Genomic DNA, 17,428 nt, shown 5'->3' with positions numbered 1-17,428 from the left:
TCTAAGCGTCTTTTGCGAATGGGGAGCGCATGACCATCCCGGCGGGGATCAAAATTGGCATTGATGTGGGGGGCACGTTTACCCATGCGGTGGCGGTGGATACCCTCAGCCATCACTTGTTGGGGAAGGTGCGGGTGCCTACGACCCACCGGGCGGCATTGGGGGTGGCCGAGGGGGTTGTCCAGTCCTTACAGGAATTATTGCGGGTCACGGGGTTGGAACCAACGCAAATTCAACTGATTGCCCACAGTACGACCCAAGCCACCAATGCGCTCCTGGAGGGGGATGTGGCGACGGTTGGCATTATTGCCCTCAGCAATCGCCTGTTGGGATGGGTGACGCAGGCGCAAACCCGGGTACGGGATGTGGAACTGGCACCGGGGCAGTTTTTACCCACCTGTCACGGCTGGCTGGCGACGGATGGGGGGGTGAATGGGGCGGATTTAGAAAAGTTGGTGACTGCACTCCAATCCCAAGGGGCACAGGTGTTTGCCGTCAGTGGTGCCTTTGCGGTGGATGACCCCGAGCCGGAACAGCAGGTGGTGGACTGGTTGCGCCAGCAGGGTTTTTTGGCAACGGCGGGCTGTGAATTGTCCCAACTCTATGGGCTGGGGTTACGCACCCGCACGGCGGTGATCAATGCGGCGATTTTGCCCCGGATGCTGGAAACCGCCAACCGTACGGAACAGGCAGTGCGAGCCAGTGGCATTACGGCACCGGTGATGATCATGCGGAGCGATGGGGGGGTGATGGGGATTGCGGAAATGCGCCAACGCCCGATTTTGACCATTCTTTCGGGGCCAGCGGCAGGAGTAGCGGCGGCTCTGGGCTATGCCCGGGTTTCCCAGGGGTTGTTTTTGGATGTGGGTGGCACCAGTACCGATATTTCCGTGATTCTCCAGGGGCGACCCCAGGTGAAAACGGCGGAGGTGGCGGGCAAACGGTTGTACCTGAAAGCCTTGGATGTGCGTACCCTGGGGATTGCCGGGGGTTCTGTACCCCGCCTGCAGCGAAACCGGCTGGTGGACGTGGGACCCCGCAGTGCCCATATTGCTAACTTGCAGTACATGAGCTTTACCGATACCGCCCCGGCACCCGACCAATGGCAACGGCAGACATTAACATCTCAGCATTATTTAGCGGTGGCAGAAGGGGGACAACCCGCTTGGACCTTTACCCCGACGGATGCGGCGGTGGTGTTGGGGTTATTGGCTGAACCGACCCTGGATGCAGCGGGCAAAACCCGGGTGACTTGGTTGGCTGAGGATTTGGGCATGACCCCCACTGCCCTGGCGCAACGGGTGCTGGATTTAGCCAGCCGGAAGGTGCAACGGGTGATCGAGCGGCTGATCGCCGAGTATGAACTGGAACGGGACAGCGTGGTTTTGGTGGGCGGAGGCGGGGGAGCGGGGGCGTTGGTGCCCTACGTGGCGCAAAAGATGGGGCTACCGCACTGGTTGGCTCCCGATGCGGAGGTGATTGCCGCCATTGGGGTTGCCCTGGGCTTGATCCAGGAAACCATCGAGCGGAGTGTAGTCAATCCCACCCCAGCGGAGGTGCGGCAGTTACGCCAGGAGGTCGTGCAGGCGGTCACCCGGATGGGGGCGCATCCAGCCACCATTAGTGTGCGGGTGGAGGTGGATCAACGACAGCAGAAGATCATTGCCATAGGCACGGGGGCGTTGGAATTGCAAACCCGGCGGGAGAGTTCTGCCCCAGAACCGGCGCATTTACTGACCCTGGCGGCGCAATCCCTAGGCTGTCGCAAAGAGCAGGTTCAGTTGGTGGCAGTGCAGGGGGACTACCGGATTTATCAACGGCAGGCTTCCCGCTGGGGGCAGGGTTATCCACCACTGCGGGTCATCCACCGGGACGGGGTGATTGTGTTGCAACTGCGCCGGGCTGTGGTTCACGCCACCACCGTTGGACAAGGGATCGCCATACTCCCCGACCTGCTTAATACCCACAAAACCTATGGGGATGGGGGGGAATTGTACCCAGCGGTGTGGGTTCTCCTGCCAGAGCGGATTTTGGACTTTTCCGGGTTAGTGACCCCCGCTCAGATTGTGGCTTTGGTCACTCTGGAATTAGAAACCTATGGGGCAGATATGGAGATGATTTTGTTGTTAGCGGTGAACGTTTAACTGAGAGTTAGGCAGAGGGTTTCTGTAAAATCTAGAGATTTGGACAATCAAACAGGGCGGTTATAGTCATTTCAAACAAGTTTGCGACATTCGCCTTTACCTGCAAACCCTGTCCCATAGCTAAGCATACAAAGGTTGACATGATATGGGTCGCTGGGCGTAGCCCCACATTGGTTTCCCATAGCTTGCGTGGCGTAGCCATGAATCTTAAGGCGACAACCTTACAGTCTATTTATCAATTAAAGGATACAAAAAGCCTCCATCATTCTTAAGGCTCAGAATAATAATTGACTTACGGCAAGTGGGGTTCAACTGTATCCCATAAGCACTTAAAAGACTGTAACCTACCTAGCTATAGGTCGCAGGGGCATCGTCCCCGTATTTGGTTTTGCAAAAGTTCTGTTCAAGGAATTGCTATGGATTGATTTTTAGACAGTTTTGTACGGTCTAGTGCGGTTATCAATCATCGGGAAATTGCCAACAGGGGATGACCTGAATTTGCTGAGAGTGACAACGGGGACAGGGCATCTCGGTTTGAGAATCCACCCATTCATAGCCACATTGACCACAAACACAATACAGATTATGCCGATTTAATTCCATGAGAAGTTGTTGCCAGAGGATACGGTCTTGGGGACTCAATTCCGGGGAGGCAACCCTACCATCATTTGGATGGAACATGGGGGCAATTCCTCATAGGAGGAGCCGCTACATGAATAAATTATCCAAGGACAGGGCTGACCCATTGCCCCGCTCTAACTCCACCAACAGGCGGTTCAACTGTGCCCAAATCAGCAGGGTCGTGACCACGGTCAACCCCATCGCCACCCCCAACGCCCACTGCCAGGGAAAACCAAAGATATTCACCCCGGCGGTCAAAAAACTGGTCATCCCCCCGGCAATACCGACAATGGGAAGCTGAAGCTGTCGCCGCAAATCCGCCAACGTCCGGGTGGAATGTTGGGCTTGCCAGGACTGCACCGACTGTTTGAGCAGGGCATTAAACGCTGTGCCCGCCGTCAGAGCCGCCAATAGCCCCATGACCAGCAGTAAGTAGGGGGGTTCGTAGTAAAAATACACGGTGAACCTGCAAATACCATCACTCTATCCTACCATTGGTCAGCAGTTCCCCCACCATCGCCGCCACTGCCCGGTCAGCGGTCAAGGGCCCCCGCACCTGCAAAAGTTCCTGGCGCATCTGAGCGAGGGTCTCCGGTTGGGTTAACCATTGGCAGAGCATTTCCACCACCGCCTGCGGGGCAATCGCCCCCACCAACTCCGGGACAATCCGCCGCCCCGCCCAGATATTCGGCCAAGCCAACAGCCCCAGCCGCTGACGCATCCACCCCCCGTAGGCCGTGGCAAATGCCTGACCCAAGCCCGGTAGATTCGCCAATATCCCCGGAATCCCATCCCACGCCCGGGCCACCTCCCCCACCGTCTGATGGGTCAACACCAGGACAATCATCGGCACCCCCAGGGCACAGAGTTCCGCCGTATTCGCCCCCACCGTGGTAATACAAGCGCAACATTCCCGCAAGCACTCATAGGCCGGAAACGCCTGCACCAACCGCACCCGCAGGCCATTCTTCAGGACAAAGTAATGGTCTTGACCGATTTGCGCCAGGGTCGCCGACTGCCAACCCAACCGGGAAATGATGGGATTGTGCTGGGGGTCGGCATAGCGAGCCAAGGTTTGCAGGGTCAACGTCGGAGCCACAGGCAGGACAAAAGTCACGTCCGGATCACGCTCAAACAATCCCGCCGCCACCGTCAGGCAAAAGGGCACCCCCTGGGTGAGTTTGTTGGGCTTGGAGCCGGGGAGGAGGCCAAGGTGCCCCAGGCGAGGAGTTGGAGTGGCTTCCGCCGCCGCCGCCACCATCAAATCCCCCACCACCTTAGCCCGAGAGCGATAGGGTTGGGGAACCTGGTTCAACAGGTGTTTTTTTGCCAAGGCCAGCGCTGTAAACCAACCGGGCCAGCGCACCTGCACCTCCGCATAGGCCAAGGTCGCATAACCCAACCGGCGGCCACACACCAGGGAATAGAACGGGTCCCCCCCCAAAAACAGCACCACCCCCCGGGGCAACCAATCCCACCCCTGCGCCGTGCGCCCCCAGAGCAGAAACGGCCAAAAATCCTTTGCCGCCTGCACCCGTGCCACCCCCGGCATCTGCTGGAGGATATGCGTCTCCGCCCCGGTGCTGTGGGGACAGGGGGACAACACCACCGAAATCCGCAGGGCTGAACCCCAAAGCGTATGTAATTGCGCCACCACCGGCCGCACCCAGGTCGCCACCTCCCCCGGCCCATTGGTCAAAATCAGGACATCCGCTGTGGGCATTTATCCCGGTTCCCCCAGCCACTCCCCCGCCCGTTGCCCCAAATTGAGCGGCAAACTCACCGCCCGCCCCAGCCGAGGCCGTTCCCGGGTCTGCTCCAACCAATGCCACACCTGCTCCACCACCTGCCATTCATGCAAGTACAACAGCACCTCGTGCAAATGTGCCAGATATTCCTCCTCAGTCAAGGGAAACGATACCTGCTCCAAATACCGCCACATCACCTGAAAGTACATCCGATTGCGTAATGGCCGCAGTTGCACATCGTAGGCATAACCCCACTTGCTTTGCAACAACTGCCGCAAGTCCTCCGCCGTTTTCATCCCCGCCCCCCGCACTGCTCCCTTCTATCCTAATGCGGGAGCCAAAATCTGCCCCATGACCCCTGCCGCCTGCACCGTCGTCGCCACCAGATTGGGTACAAGGGGAGGCATTTGATTAAATTGCAAAACCTGTCCCCCGGCGGTCGTCGCCACCCCCCCCCCTGCCAACACCAACGCCACGCCCCCCGCCACATCCCACTCATGTTTCGGCCCCAGGCTAAAGGTCGCATCCGCCCGCCCCGCCGCCACCAACGCCAACTTGTAGGCAATCGAACCCACCACCTGAATCTGCACCTGTCCCCCAAACCGTTCCCATTCCCCCCGTTGCACCTCCGAGCGGCTCGCCAACACCAGGGGAATCTCGCCCAAGGCATGATCCGCCCGCACCGCTTGACCATTGCAGGTCACCCCCTCCCCCACCACCCCCAGGAACAATTCATCCTGCGCCGGGTTGTACACGCCGCCCAACCGGGGTGCCCCCGCCACCACCAACGCCACCGACAGGGCATATTCGGGAATCCCCTGCACCAACTCCCGGGTGCCGTCAATCGGGTCCACCACCCACACCCGCCCTTGGGTCAACCGCCCTGGGTCATCCCGGGTTTCCTCCGAGAGCCAGCCATCGGTGGGAAACGCCCCCAGCAAGGTTGCCTGTAGTACCTGATTCGCCGCCAAATCCGCCTGGGTGAGGGGGTCATCCCCGGTTTTATAGGTAGTTTTTAACCCCGTTTGGACGACTTGGCGCACCGCCTGCCCAGCCTGACGTAACGCCCGTTCTAAAACCGCCAGTTCCTCAAGCATGAAAGTAAAAGGCCGTCCCCAACACCGCATAGGTTACCAATAATAAAAGCCCCTCCAGCCAATTCATTTGCCCATCATTCACAATGGAATTAGTAATCAAAATCGTCATCGCCACCGTCAACACCTCAAAGAGATTAAACTGCAAACTCATTGGTTTCGGGAAAAAGGAACTGGCTAAGACCAACAGGGGGGCGACAAACATGGTGATTTGCACCGTGGAACCAATCGCCACATTAAACGCCAAATCCATTTTATTTTTCCAGGCAAAAGTTACACAGGCAATGTATTCCACCACCCCAGCGAAGAGGGGAATCAAAATCACGCCGCTAAATAACTCACTCAACCCCAAATCCTTTGTCGCTTTTTCCAAACTGCCCACCAAAATTTCTGAAACAAACACCATGCCCACGGTCGCCACCAGCAAAATTCCCACCTGAAGCGGGATATTGATGTTATGGTGATGGGTCGCTTCCCCATGCCCCGTCCCATTGGCTTTGGCGGACACCAATTCCTCTGTCTCTTGGGAGCGTTTGATGGAAAACAAGACACTCATGCCGTAGAAAATGAGCAGTAATACCGAAGTCACCACCGAAAATCCCTGGATCGAACCCGCCTCCAAGGTGGGGGACGTGACCACAATCAACGTCGGGGTCAACAGCACCGTCACCGCCAGTAATAAATACGAGGCATTCATACGGGCAGTATTGGATTGAAACGTCAACTCCGGCACCCGCAAGCCCCCCAGCAGGGCCCCCAACCCCAGGGCTAACAGCAAATTGGCAATAATCGAACCGCTGATACTGGCTTCGACAATCTCCACCAAACCCGCCCGCAGAGCCACAATGGCAATAATCAATTCCGTCGCATTCCCAAACGTGGCATTCAGCAGACCGCCAATGGTTGGTCCCGTCACCACCGCAATTTCCTCGGTACTATTGGCAATCCATCCCGCCAAAGGTACAATCGCCAACCCCGAAATGGCAAACACCACCAGCGGCGAAACGGGCAGGGTTTCCACCCAAAAGGCGACCGGCACAAAAACTAATAACCCCAGAAAAATCTTGGTTTTCAGCGACATCAATCCTCTCCTCACCAACAGGCGTTGGGTGCCAGTGCCGTTTTCAATATACCCGACCCAGACCTGGTAAGATCAGCCCAGAGGGTGGCGGAGGAGCCAAGTTATGTCCCAAATCATCTCTGTCCATTCCTTCCGGGGGGGGACGGGCAAATCCAATCTCACCGCCAATCTTTCCGTTACGATGGCTCTGGGCGGACGGCGGGTCGGCATTGTGGATACGGATATTCAATCCCCGGGCATCCATGCCATCTTCGGTCTGGATGAGGACGATATGCGCCTGTCCTTGAATGACTACCTGTGGGGTCGCTGTCGTATCGAAGAAGCCGCCGTGGATGTCACCGAGGTGGTGCCCTCAGAATCCGGGAAAATTTTTTTGATCCCCTCCAGTTTGCGAGCGGGGGAAATTGCCCGGGTGTTGCGGGAAGGCTTCGACATGAGTTTGCTGAGCGAAGGGTTTGATGAACTGATCGACACCCTCCAATTGGATTACCTATTTATTGACACCCACCCGGGCTTGAATGAGGAAACCCTGCTCTCCATTGCCATTTCCGACTGTTTACTCCTGATTCTGCGCCCCGACCGCCAGGACTACCAGGGCACCGCCGTCACCGTGGAAGTCGCCCGCAAGCTGGACATTCCCCAACTTTTGCTCCTGGTCAATAAAATGCCCCAGTCCTTTGCCCCGGAGGTAATTCGCCAACAGGTGGAACAGAGCTACCAGGCGACGGTGGCGGGCATTTTCTTTGAAAATGAGGAAATGTTGCAACTCGCCAGTAGTGGCGTATTCTGCCTGCGCTACCCCGACCACCCCTTCACCCAAGAGGTACGCAAGGTGGCCGCCCAAATTGGTGCAACTACCGCCAGTTAAATGTAACGATATATGACAATTAACTGGATATTTTTCGGTGGTTTTACGGTCAAAACCCCAAAAAAAGGGCAAAATAAAGTTGGTTTCGTTGTTGCCGGGATTACAATAAAAGTGCCTTGCGGGAAAATAGGGAAACTAGCCCTGCCATTCCGCTTTTCCCCTGCTAATATAGGCGGTTGTCCACCTTCATTTTAGACCAAGGAGTACCCATTAAGATGACCCAGGTGCGTGATGCTCTCCCCACCCTTGCCGACCCTTCCCTCGATGACTTGGGCGATGCCCCTGGAGATGACCTGAGCGACCTGGAACTCCTGGACGAATTGGACGATCCAGAGGAGGAAAGCAGTACGCCGAGCCGTTCCGGGCGCAAACGGGCGGGGGCGAAGAAAAATCCCTATACGGAAGACTCAATTCGGCTGTATTTGCAGGAAATTGGGCGGATTCGGCTGTTGCGGGCGGATGAGGAGATTGAACTGGCTCGGCAGATTGCGGAATTGCTGGAATTTGAACGGCAGCGGGAGAACTGGATTCACCAGCACGGCTGTCTCCCGAGCGAAAGCACCTGGGCGGAATTGGTGGGTTTACCGTTGGCGGATTTTCAGCGGCGGTTGCGCCAGGGGTATCGGGCGAAGGAAAAAATGGTGCAATCCAACCTGCGGCTGGTGGTTTCCATTGCCAAAAAATACATGAATCGGGGGTTATCGTTTCAGGATTTGATCCAAGAGGGCAGTTTGGGTTTGATCCGTGCCGCCGAAAAGTTTGACCACGAAAAAGGCTACAAATTTTCCACCTATGCCACCTGGTGGATACGCCAAGCCATCACCCGGGCGATTGCCGACCAGTCCCGCACCATTCGTCTGCCGGTGCATCTCTACGAAACCATTTCTCGCATCAAAAAAACCACCAAAATTCTCTCTCAGGAAATGGGGCGCAAACCGACGGAAGAGGAAATTGCTACCCGCATGGAAATTACCATCGAAAAGCTCCGGTTTATTGCCAAATCTGCCCAGTTACCCATTTCCCTGGAAACCCCCATCGGTAAGGAAGAGGATTCCCGGTTGGGGGATTTTATTGAGGCGGATGGGGAGACCCCGGAGGATCAGGTGGCAAAGCATCTCCTGCGGGAAGATTTGGAAAGTGTGTTGAGTACCTTGAGTGCCCGGGAGCGGGATGTGTTACGCCTCCGGTATGGGTTAGATGACGGTCGTATGAAGACCCTAGAAGAAATCGGTCAAACGTTTAATGTCACCCGGGAGCGTATCCGCCAAATCGAAGCCAAAGCCCTGCGGAAACTGCGCCATCCCAACCGCAACAGCATTCTTAAGGAATATATCCGTTAACCCGCCCCTTGGATGATGTCATGATGGCAACCCTAACCGGGCGATACGATGCGGTCGCCCCAGCCATCCCCTTTGCGTTGTGAGTGCATCTTTTCACTTAGGAAACCTCAGAAAATTTAGGGTTTTCAAAGCACTGCCCCGCCCTAGTTCTCCTCTCCTGGGTGGTGTAGCCATGTAACCTTTTTATTCGCAGTAATCGTCTGGGATTGTCATAGCCATATCACCGGAAATGTAAGTGAAAATTTTGTACTCAGGGAGTGCAGGGTTGCAGGGCATCGCCCCGTATTTGGTTCTAGGGAATCTCACTTCTCACTCCTTACTTCATCACCGGAAATGTAAGTACAAAAATCCAAAAAATGCGGCTGTTCTATAATCTAAAAGGAAAAAGTTTGCCCATCTGATCCCTTACTTATGAATCCCCTCCCTCCCGGTCGTTCTGGTTTACCCCTCCTTGGTGAAACCATTGCATTTTTTACAGACCCAGATTTTTCCCGCAAACGTCATCAAGAATTTGGAGCCGTTTTTCGCACCCATTTACTTGGTCAAAATACGGTTTTCATACAAGGTGTTGCCGCCAATCAATTTATCTTAGAAAATGAAAATCGCTATTTTCAAGTCACTTGGCCCCCGAGTACCCGCCGTTTATTAGGCAATCTTTCCCTGGCACTGCAAACGGGAACCACCCATCAATCCCGGCGAAAAATCCTTGTCCAGGCATTTATGCCCCGTGCCCTCAGTAGTTACATTCCCACCATCGAGAGCATCACCCGTACCTATTGTCACAAATGGCATGAAATCGGGGAATTGACTTGGTATCCCGAACTGCGTCATTACACCCTGGATGTGGCGTGTAAATTGCTGGTGGGGGTGGATAACGGCTCACAAACCCGCTTGGGAACGCTGTTTGAAACCTGGTGTGCAGGACTATTTTCCCTGCCCATTAATTTGCCTTGGACTCGTTTTGGTAAAGCCCAACGGGCACGTCAATTGCTCCTAGAAGAATTAACCCATATCATCCAAACCAGACAGCAAAACCCCTCTGGTACTGGGGATAATGCCCTCGATCTCTTGCTCGATGCGGTGGATGAATCTGGCAACCATTTAGAATTAGCCGAACTCAAAGACCAAGTATTATTACTACTATTTGCCGGTCATGAAACCCTCACCTCTGCCATCGCTTCTTTTTGTTTACTGGTGAGCCAACATCCGGCAATTTTGGCACAACTTAGGCAGGAACAAGCACAATTCGATTCCCAAGTTTTGAGCTTAGAAACTCTCAAACAGATGACCTATTTAGAACAGGTATTAAAAGAAGTCATGCGTAAAATACCCCCAGTCGGTGGCGGCTTTCGCAAAGTATTACAAACCTGTGAATTTCAAGGGTATCAAATCCCAAGCGGATGGAATGTGTTATACCAAATTGGCTTGACCCATGCGGATGAACATCTCTACCCCATGCCGCAAAAATTTGACCCTGAGCGGTTTAATGAATCCCAAGCCACGCCAGTGCCGAAATATGGCTATATCCCCTTTGGCGGCGGCATCCGGGAGTGTTTGGGTAAAGAATTTGCCCGCCTAGAGATGAAAATTTTTGCCAGCTATCTGCTACGTCATGCCCAGTGGGAACTTTTGCCCAATCAAGACCTAAATTTGGTGACCATACCGACGCCCCACCCCCGGGATGGATTACGGGTCAAATTTCAAATGAATGGGTAAATAATTTCTTGATTTCTCATGGAATTCAGGAAACTCATCAATTTAATTCATAACCATTGAGAATCCGCTTTAATTAATGATATAGCAATCCTACTTGATTAGTGTTAGCTTGCGTGCCGTAGGCATACAGAGATTTTCCAGAACCAAGGACGGGGGCGGTGCCCCTGCGACCCCTATTCTATTCTCATTTAGGATTGCTATATTCACTAACGCAGGGATGAGGATGATGGCTACTTTTAGAAGTGCCCTAGTGTTACAGCCTTTTAAGTGATTACGGGATAAATCTGTAAACCCACTGGCGCTAAGCAAATAGACCTTGGAAATAAGATTCTTTGTATCCTTTAATTTATGAACAGGCTGTAATCCACCCTATTAATTATTTTTAATAAATTGTTCGTAATAATCATGACTAACTCTAAAAGAATTCTGTCATTAAGAGGGAATAATTAATAGTCAAGTTACAGTGAATATATCTTCAAGTGTTAAAAGGGGCAAGGTCATGGCGGGACAGTGGCGGTTTGGGCTGATGGGTTTGGTTTTGCTAATTGGCGGAGTGGGGGTTGCTCAAGCCCAGCCGAACCCCTTTCTTGCGAGTGTGCGGCAACAGTTGCGGGAAGCGGGACGGGCGGCGGAACGGGAAGGCTATCGGTTGTCCCACGACCCATTTACCGGTAAGTTGCGTCCCCGGGATGCGGAATTTATTACCATTACCCTGCGGGCGGGGGTAAACTACATTATTGTTGCCGTGTGTGACCAGGATTGCCGGGATATGGATTTGCGTTTGTTTGATGAAAACCGCAATTTCATTGATGAAGATATGCGCCCTGATGCAATTCCGGTGGTTTCTGTCACCCCACGGCGCACCGCCACCTTTCGGATACAGGCGATTATGAGCCATTGTGCCGCCCCAGAATGTCTCTACGGAGTCGGTGCCTTTGCCCGCTAATCGGGGGTTCAGCCGTCCCCTGGCCGCCCTCCTGCGCTGGTGGCTACAACGGCAGGTGACCCAAGCCCAAGCACTCCAGGTCTCGCTCCAGGGCGCATCCCAGGTCTGGTTATCCGGCTGTTTGCCCTATATTCAGGTCAGTGCCCAAAACATTATTTACCAAAATATGCACCTGCAAGAAGTGGCTTTAACCGCCCAAGCAATCCGGTTGCATTTGCCATTTTTACAGAAAAAAGGACAGCCATTTATAGAACCGATTACCGTCGAAATACAGGCGATGATCACTGAAGAAAATTTGAATGCTTCCCTGCCCTATATTCAGGAAGCCCTAAGTTCTTATCTCCAGGAATTTTACTCAGAAATTGGCAACATTCAAGCTGTAACCATTTACCTGGATGGGATTCGTTGGTTATTAGATGATCAGACCCAATTAGTTACCCAAGTTCATCTGGTTACGCCCAAGGAATTAATGCTACGTTCTGATGACAAACAAATTATCGTTGATCTCGGTACCGATGTGCAGATTCAGGAGTTAAAATTACAGGCCGGTTCGATCCATTTATCCGGGGATTTGCTCATCCGACCAGCGGCACCAACAGGGTGACAAAATAATAAGCCAAAGGTGCGGTAAACACATAGCTATCCGCCCGGTCTAAAATACCCCCATGTCCAGGGATTAACTGACCCGAATCTTTCACCCCCGCATCCCGTTTCATCATGGATTCCGTTAAATCCCCTAGCAAACTGGCAATGCCGGTCATCAGCCCCAAGCCGATGCCTAACCAAAACGGCCAAGCCAAATGGAAGGCTCCCACTGCCCCCACAACCATGCTGGCACTGACCCCAAACACGGCACCTTCTACGGTTTTTTTCGGGCTGATTTCCGATAGTTTGGTTTTCCCGAAGGCACGCCCAAAAAAATAAGCCCCAATATCCGATGCCCAAATACAACCAAAGGTTAATAGTGTCACTTTTAAGCCCAAGGGCCATGCCCCCCCCTGCGGCCAAAATCCCAACAGGGGTAAATTGCTAAAATCCGCTTGTTCGATCCCCCGCAAACGCACCCAAAAACTGGGCAAATAGCCCCCATAAAATAGCCCTAAAATTGACGTAGCAATATCGGCAATCGTCGCCAATTTGGGTTGAAATAATAGATAAAAACAAATCCAACTGCCGCCTACCGCCAGCACCGGTTCCGTGAGTTGCGGGGCAATTGTTGCCACCATGACCAGAATTTGACTCACCACTAGGGTGGTTTTGGTCGCCGGTAAAATGCCCTTGATGTGCGCCAATTCAAAATATTCCCTCTGCCCCAGAAACACCATCAGGGACACCCCCGCAGTGAACACCCATCCCCCCAAGGTGACCCAACCAAGTGCCACCACCAGTGCCACGGCACCACTGACAATCCGAACCCAGGGCATAGCCACCAATTACGTCACCCCGACTAATGTAGGCGATTTGCGCTCGGTGCGGTTAACTCACCTTGAATTGCGCCACGTTTTCTTGCAATTCGGCGGCGACCCCCAGCAGATGGGTAAAGGAGTCCGCCACCCCCACGGATTGCTGGGAGGTTTGGTTGGCAATCCCTGCCACTTCCTGCATGGTGCGGCTCACAACTGCGGAGGTTTGGGACTGGGCTTGGGCGGCCTGGGCAATTTCCCCCACCAGGGTACTGATTTGGCTGGTCACAGCGGCAATCTGGCTCAACCGCTGGCGGGCCTCCGCCACCAACTGGGTACCCACCACCACCTGCTCCGTCCCCGCTTCCATCGCTGCTACCACCTCGTTGGTCTCCGCTTGAATTTCCTCCACCAACTGCTCGATTTCCCCGGTGGCACTGGCGGACTGTTGGGCCAGGGAACGCACCTCCTCCGCCACCACCGCAAACCCCCGGCCCTCTTCCCCCGCCCGGGCGGCTTCAATGGCGGCATTCAACGCCAGCAAATTGGTTTGGGCGGCAAAGTTGCTGATCAGGTTCACCACCCGGGAGATTTTTTGCGACGCTTCCCCGAGGCGTTTGACCTTTTTGGCCGTGGCCGCCACCGTGTCCCGAATCGCCGAAATCCCCGCCACCGTCCGGTTCATGGCCTCATCCCCCTCCTGTACCGTTTGGTTGGCCTGCTGGACTTGCAGTTCCGCACTGTGGGCATTGGCCGCCACCTGCTGGATGGACTGCACCATCTGCTGAATTTGATCCAGGGCGACCCCAATCACCTGGGCTTGCCGGGCCGCCTCCGAGGACAGGGCATTCACCGGGGGGGCACTCTTCTGGGCCGTATCCGCCACCGCCTGGGCCGCCGTCTGCACCTGTTGCACAATCTGTTGCAAACTCTCCACAATCGCATTGAAAAAGTCTGCCACTGTGCCCATTTCCCCGGAAGTCACCCGGGCCCGCACCGTCAAATCCCCTTTGAATGCCCCTTCAATGTCGCCTAAGAATTGCGCCAATTGACCTTGAATTTCCTCCCGCTGGCGTTTTTGTTCTTCGGAAACCGCCTCCGCTTTTTGCCGTGCCTGCTCCACCTGTTCCAGCAAAATCGCCTGATCCAGGGCAAATCCGACCTGCAAAGCCACCTGTTTGATCAATTCAATTTCCCCAGGTTGCCACTGCCGGGGGCCACTGCACTGGTGGGCAATCAGTAACCCCAAGAGTTTGCCTTCGGCGAGAATCGGGGCGACCAAATTGGCTTTGACCGCAAAGGGTTCCAACTGTTGCAAATGGCACTCGGTCAAACCGGCGTTGTAAATATCTGGGGTGGCCTGCACCCGTCCCCGTTGGTATTTTTCTACATATTTGTCCGCAAAACAGGGGTCGAGAATTTGCACCCCCAATGCCCGTGGCCACGCCCCCGCCACCGCTTCCGCCATCACCGTCCCTTTCCAGTTTTCATCAAACAAATACACCACACAGCGATCCGCTTGTAGGGCTTTGCGTACCTCTTGCACTGTGGCATTGTAGATGGCGGTACGTTCCAAACTTTGGCGAATTTTCGAGGTAATATCATTCACCGCTTGGGCTTGCATCGCCGCCAATTCCTGTTGTCGCCGCAGGGTTTCCTGTTCTTCCAAGGCCACCGCCTGATCCAGGGCAAACCCCACCTGCACCGCTACTTTGCCCAGGAAATCAATTTCCAATTCTGTCCACTGGCGGGGCCCGTCACACTGGTGGGCAATCAGCAACCCAAACAGTTTATTTCCTAATAAAATTGGGGCAACTAAATTGGCTTTGACCGCAAAGGGTTCCAACTGTTGCAAATGGCAGGGGGTTAAGCCCGCTTGGTAAATATCTGGGGTCGCTTTCACCCGCCCCGCCCGGTACTGCTCCACATATTTGTCGGCAAAACAGGGGTCGGCAATCAATGCCCCCAATGCCGGGGGATAACCGGGGGTCAAGGCTTCCGCCACCACCGTGCCCTGCCATTTTTCGTCAAACAAATACACCACACAACGGTCGCATTTCAGGGCGGTTTTGACTTCCCAAATGGTGGTTTCATAGATGGTGGCACGTTGCAGAGATTCCCGAATTTTTGAGGTAATCCGGTTGAGTAATTGCTCCTGCTCCGCCTTGGCTTTTTGTTGGGCAAGTAAATTCGCCTGATCCAGAGCGAATCCCACCTGCACCGCCACCTGTTTCATTAATTCAATTTCGCCGCTTTGCCACTGCCGGGTACCACTACATTGGTGGGCAATGAGTAAGCCGAATAGCTTATTTTCTAATAGGATTGGTGCCACTAAATTCGCCTTCACGGCAAAGGGTTCGAGTTGTTGCAAATGGCATTCCGTCAACCCCGCCCGGTAAATATCCGGGGTCGCCTGCACCCGTCCCCGTTGGTATTTTTCCACATATTTATCCGCAAAACAGGGGTCAGCAATCCTTGCCCCTAACGCCCTCGGCCAGCCGGGAGCCACCGATTCTGCCACCACCGTGCCCTGCCATTTTTCATCAAACAAATACACCACACAGCGGTCACTTTCCAGGGCTTCCCGCATCTGTTGCACCGTTGTTTGGAAAATGGCTTCCCGATCCAAAGATTGCCGAATCCGCAGGGTAATGTCGTTTAATAATTGCGCCAAATTCGCCTTGGTTTCCTGTTCCCGCCGCAGTTCTTCCTGCCGTTCCAAGGCAATCGCCTGATCTAGGGCAAATCCCATTTGTAAAGCCACTTGGCGGGCAAGTTCAATCTCTGGGGTTTGCCATTCCCGGGGGGCACTGCATTGATGGTTGATGAGCAACCCTAGTAGTTTTCCTTCTGCCAAAATGGGTGCCACCAAATTGGCTTTTACTTGAAACGGTTCCAGTTGTTGCAAATGGCATTCCGTTAAGCCCGCATTGTGAATATCCGCCGTCGGTTTCACCCGCCCGGAGCGGTACTGTTCCACATATTTATCCGCAAAACAGGGGTCCAGAATCTGCGCCCCCAATGCCTTGGGAAAGCTCGGCAGAACCGATTCCGCCACAATCGTACCCTGCCATTTTTCATCAAATAAATACACCACACACCGGTCGGATTTGAGTGCCTGGCGCAGTTCCCGCACGGTGGTCTGGTAAATGGTCTGGCGGTTGAGGGATTCCCGCATTTTGGCAATGATTTGGTTCAACAGATTCGCCTGGGTCATCTGGGTCTGTTGCGCCTGCCACAACTGCGCCTGGTCCAGGGCAAACCCCACCTGCACCGCCACCTGCGCTAAAAATTCCTGTTCCCCGGCACGCCACTCCCTGGGTTCACTGCACTGGTGGGCAATCAGCAACCCCAACAAACGCCCTTCCACCAGAATCGGGGTGACCAGATTCGCCTTCACCTGGAACCGCTCCAGGATTTTAATATGGCAATCTTTCAACCCCGCCTGGTAAATGTCCGCCGTCGCCTGCACCCGCCCCGCCTGGTACTGGGTCACGTATTGCCCCCGGAAACAGGGGTCATCAATTTTTTCACTCAAGGCGGCTACCCAGCCCCGACCGACCGATTCCGCCACCACCGTCCCCACCCACTGGGAGTCAAACCGATAGACCACCACCCGGTCGCAGGCTAACACCTGACGCACTTCCCGCACCGCCGTGTCCATAATTGTCTGGGGGTCTTGGGTCTGGCGCAATTGCCGCACCAATTCCTGAAATTTTTGACTGCGCTGTTGTTCCGCCTGCTGTTGCTCCTGGAGGGTTTGCAGGGTCGTCGCCAAGGCATTTAATTCCTGCCCCACCAGGGTCAACTCATCCTCCCCCGGCAAGGACACCCGTGCCTGCCAGTCCCCCCGCCGCAGACGTTGCGCCATCTGCATGAGTAAAAGTGCCGGTTTGGTCAAGCCCTGCCCCAACAACGCCGCCGCCGCCAAGCCAATCAGCAAGCCCACCACCGCCGCCGCCCCACCCGCCAGGGTCTTTTGCTCCATCCGAGTAGTCGGGGTTTGGGGAGACAAAGCCGCATAGGTCGCCACCCCCGCCACCGCCCCACACAAGCCGGTAATCATGGCTAAAATGGCGAGACGACTGCCCAGGGAACGCACCGGGACAGGGGGTTCGTTGGGCAAAATCGGTGCCGTGTCTGAGCGAGAACCGTTGAGACTGGTCGGGTTCGTAGGGGCAGGAACCGTGGGTTTGGTGGGGGTACGAGTCATGGGGGTCGGGGTGAAAAAAGGTGATGGGTGAATGTTTCCATTCTATGATGCCGTATTACTCATGGGTGATGTGTAGTTCAACAAGTAATCTGTGACCCGCCAGTGGTGTTATTTTTGTAATGGTTGGGTAAGGGAAGCAAAAAATCTGAAAAAACTATACTTCTTCTCTATCTGACACCCTCCTCTCATAAAATGTTGCATTTTTATTAAAAATGACTATAGTTCTGGGAAATTTCTGTTCATTAATCAAATAA

15 protein-coding genes are annotated in these 17,428 nt (G+C 54.4%); 7 read left to right on the top strand and 8 right to left on the bottom strand.

Going from position 1 to position 17,428, the window contains the following annotated elements:
• Nucleotides 1–29 precede the first annotated feature (29 nt).
• Entirely contained in the window at nucleotides 30–2,144 is a 2,115-nt protein-coding gene (locus MLD66_RS05780; protein WP_247215986.1) for a hydantoinase/oxoprolinase family protein, read from the top strand.
• 459 nt (nucleotides 2,145–2,603) lie between these two features.
• Here the strand turns inward: MLD66_RS05780 and MLD66_RS05775 are convergent, their stop codons facing one another.
• From MLD66_RS05775 to cax, 6 genes are read right to left on the bottom strand one after another with little or no spacing between them, the layout of a single operon-like run.
• Nucleotides 2,604–2,825, bottom strand: a complete 222-nt coding sequence (locus MLD66_RS05775) for a hydrogenase maturation nickel metallochaperone HypA (protein WP_247215985.1) — start codon at nucleotides 2,823–2,825, stop codon at nucleotides 2,604–2,606.
• Nucleotides 2,826–2,852: 27 nt separating this feature from the next.
• Complete coding sequence (locus MLD66_RS05770) at nucleotides 2,853–3,224, bottom strand: hypothetical protein (protein WP_247215984.1); 372 nt, start codon at nucleotides 3,222–3,224, stop codon at nucleotides 2,853–2,855.
• A 19-nt stretch (nucleotides 3,225–3,243) separates the two neighbouring features.
• Complete coding sequence (locus MLD66_RS14495; RefSeq protein WP_281438417.1) at nucleotides 3,244–4,488, bottom strand: lipid-A-disaccharide synthase; 1,245 nt, start codon at nucleotides 4,486–4,488, stop codon at nucleotides 3,244–3,246.
• Nucleotides 4,489–4,809, bottom strand: a complete 321-nt coding sequence (locus MLD66_RS05760) for a DUF3067 family protein (protein WP_247215983.1) — start codon at nucleotides 4,807–4,809, stop codon at nucleotides 4,489–4,491.
• Between the two features lie 24 nt (nucleotides 4,810–4,833).
• The gene (locus tag MLD66_RS05755; protein ID WP_247215982.1) at nucleotides 4,834–5,610 is read right to left on the bottom strand and encodes a 3'(2'),5'-bisphosphate nucleotidase CysQ; all 777 of its coding nucleotides are present in this window, start codon (nucleotides 5,608–5,610) and stop codon (nucleotides 4,834–4,836) included.
• The gene (cax, locus tag MLD66_RS05750) at nucleotides 5,603–6,688 is read right to left on the bottom strand and encodes a calcium/proton exchanger (RefSeq protein ID WP_247215981.1); all 1,086 of its coding nucleotides are present in this window, start codon (nucleotides 6,686–6,688) and stop codon (nucleotides 5,603–5,605) included. The genes MLD66_RS05755 and cax overlap by 8 nt, the downstream gene beginning before the upstream one ends.
• A gap of 103 nt (nucleotides 6,689–6,791) precedes the next feature.
• Between cax and MLD66_RS05745 the strand changes: the two genes are divergently transcribed.
• The 6 genes from MLD66_RS05745 (at nucleotide 6,792) to MLD66_RS05720 (ending at nucleotide 12,162) form a co-directional block, all read left to right on the top strand.
• The gene (locus MLD66_RS05745; RefSeq protein WP_247215980.1) at nucleotides 6,792–7,556 is read left to right on the top strand and encodes a MinD/ParA family protein; all 765 of its coding nucleotides are present in this window, start codon (nucleotides 6,792–6,794) and stop codon (nucleotides 7,554–7,556) included.
• A gap of 12 nt (nucleotides 7,557–7,568) precedes the next feature.
• The gene (locus MLD66_RS05740; protein ID WP_247215979.1) at nucleotides 7,569–7,751 is read left to right on the top strand and encodes a hypothetical protein; all 183 of its coding nucleotides are present in this window, start codon (nucleotides 7,569–7,571) and stop codon (nucleotides 7,749–7,751) included.
• 20 nt (nucleotides 7,752–7,771) lie between these two features.
• Complete coding sequence (rpoD, locus tag MLD66_RS05735; RefSeq protein ID WP_247215978.1) at nucleotides 7,772–8,896, top strand: RNA polymerase sigma factor RpoD; 1,125 nt, start codon at nucleotides 7,772–7,774, stop codon at nucleotides 8,894–8,896.
• A gap of 411 nt (nucleotides 8,897–9,307) precedes the next feature.
• Entirely contained in the window at nucleotides 9,308–10,612 is a 1,305-nt protein-coding gene (locus MLD66_RS05730) for a cytochrome P450 (RefSeq protein ID WP_247215977.1), read from the top strand.
• A 499-nt stretch (nucleotides 10,613–11,111) separates the two neighbouring features.
• Nucleotides 11,112–11,558 (top strand): hypothetical protein, encoded by a 447-nt coding sequence (locus MLD66_RS05725; RefSeq protein WP_247215976.1) that lies wholly within the window; start codon nucleotides 11,112–11,114, stop codon nucleotides 11,556–11,558.
• Entirely contained in the window at nucleotides 11,512–12,162 is a 651-nt protein-coding gene (locus tag MLD66_RS05720) for a DUF2993 domain-containing protein (protein ID WP_247215975.1), read from the top strand. The genes MLD66_RS05725 and MLD66_RS05720 overlap by 47 nt, the downstream gene beginning before the upstream one ends.
• On the opposite strand, the gene MLD66_RS05715 is transcribed toward MLD66_RS05720, so the two are convergent.
• Together MLD66_RS05715 and MLD66_RS05710 are read right to left on the bottom strand one after the other, a co-directional pair.
• Nucleotides 12,134–12,982 (bottom strand): phosphatidate cytidylyltransferase, encoded by an 849-nt coding sequence (locus MLD66_RS05715; protein WP_247215974.1) that lies wholly within the window; start codon nucleotides 12,980–12,982, stop codon nucleotides 12,134–12,136. The two genes, MLD66_RS05720 and MLD66_RS05715, sit on opposite strands and share 29 nt — an antisense overlap.
• A 52-nt stretch (nucleotides 12,983–13,034) precedes the next feature.
• Nucleotides 13,035–17,174 (bottom strand): GAF domain-containing protein, encoded by a 4,140-nt coding sequence (locus MLD66_RS05710; protein WP_247215973.1) that lies wholly within the window; start codon nucleotides 17,172–17,174, stop codon nucleotides 13,035–13,037.
• Nucleotides 17,175–17,428: the final 254 nt, after the last annotated feature.

Source organism: Synechococcus sp. C9 (genome assembly GCF_022984075.1).
Classification (GTDB): Bacteria; Cyanobacteriota; Cyanobacteriia; order Gloeomargaritales; family Gloeomargaritaceae; genus Gloeomargarita.
The sequence above is the reverse complement of the archived record's forward strand: the minus strand, read 5'-3'. Positions and strand labels throughout refer to the sequence as shown.

What these genes read in the sequence shown, in the direction of transcription:
- MLD66_RS05745 (WP_247215980.1), top strand. Translation starts at nt 6,792, where the DNA reads ATGTCCCAAATCATCTCTGTCCATTCCTTCCGGGGGGGGACGGGCAAA.
- MLD66_RS14495 (WP_281438417.1), bottom strand. Translation starts at nt 4,488, where the DNA reads ATGCCCACAGCGGATGTCCTGATTTTGACCAATGGGCCGGGGGAGGTG.
- rpoD (WP_247215978.1), top strand. Translation starts at nt 7,772, where the DNA reads ATGACCCAGGTGCGTGATGCTCTCCCCACCCTTGCCGACCCTTCCCTC.
- MLD66_RS05740 (WP_247215979.1), top strand. Translation starts at nt 7,569, where the DNA reads ATGACAATTAACTGGATATTTTTCGGTGGTTTTACGGTCAAAACCCCA.
- cax (WP_247215981.1), bottom strand. Translation starts at nt 6,688, where the DNA reads ATGTCGCTGAAAACCAAGATTTTTCTGGGGTTATTAGTTTTTGTGCCG.
- MLD66_RS05730 (WP_247215977.1), top strand. Translation starts at nt 9,308, where the DNA reads ATGAATCCCCTCCCTCCCGGTCGTTCTGGTTTACCCCTCCTTGGTGAA.
- MLD66_RS05775 (WP_247215985.1), bottom strand. Translation starts at nt 2,825, where the DNA reads ATGTTCCATCCAAATGATGGTAGGGTTGCCTCCCCGGAATTGAGTCCC.
- MLD66_RS05715 (WP_247215974.1), bottom strand. Translation starts at nt 12,982, where the DNA reads ATGCCCTGGGTTCGGATTGTCAGTGGTGCCGTGGCACTGGTGGTGGCA.
- MLD66_RS05780 (WP_247215986.1), top strand. Translation starts at nt 30, where the DNA reads ATGACCATCCCGGCGGGGATCAAAATTGGCATTGATGTGGGGGGCACG.
- MLD66_RS05755 (WP_247215982.1), bottom strand. Translation starts at nt 5,610, where the DNA reads ATGCTTGAGGAACTGGCGGTTTTAGAACGGGCGTTACGTCAGGCTGGG.
- MLD66_RS05760 (WP_247215983.1), bottom strand. Translation starts at nt 4,809, where the DNA reads ATGAAAACGGCGGAGGACTTGCGGCAGTTGTTGCAAAGCAAGTGGGGT.
- MLD66_RS05710 (WP_247215973.1), bottom strand. Translation starts at nt 17,174, where the DNA reads ATGACTCGTACCCCCACCAAACCCACGGTTCCTGCCCCTACGAACCCG.
- MLD66_RS05725 (WP_247215976.1), top strand. Translation starts at nt 11,112, where the DNA reads ATGGCGGGACAGTGGCGGTTTGGGCTGATGGGTTTGGTTTTGCTAATT.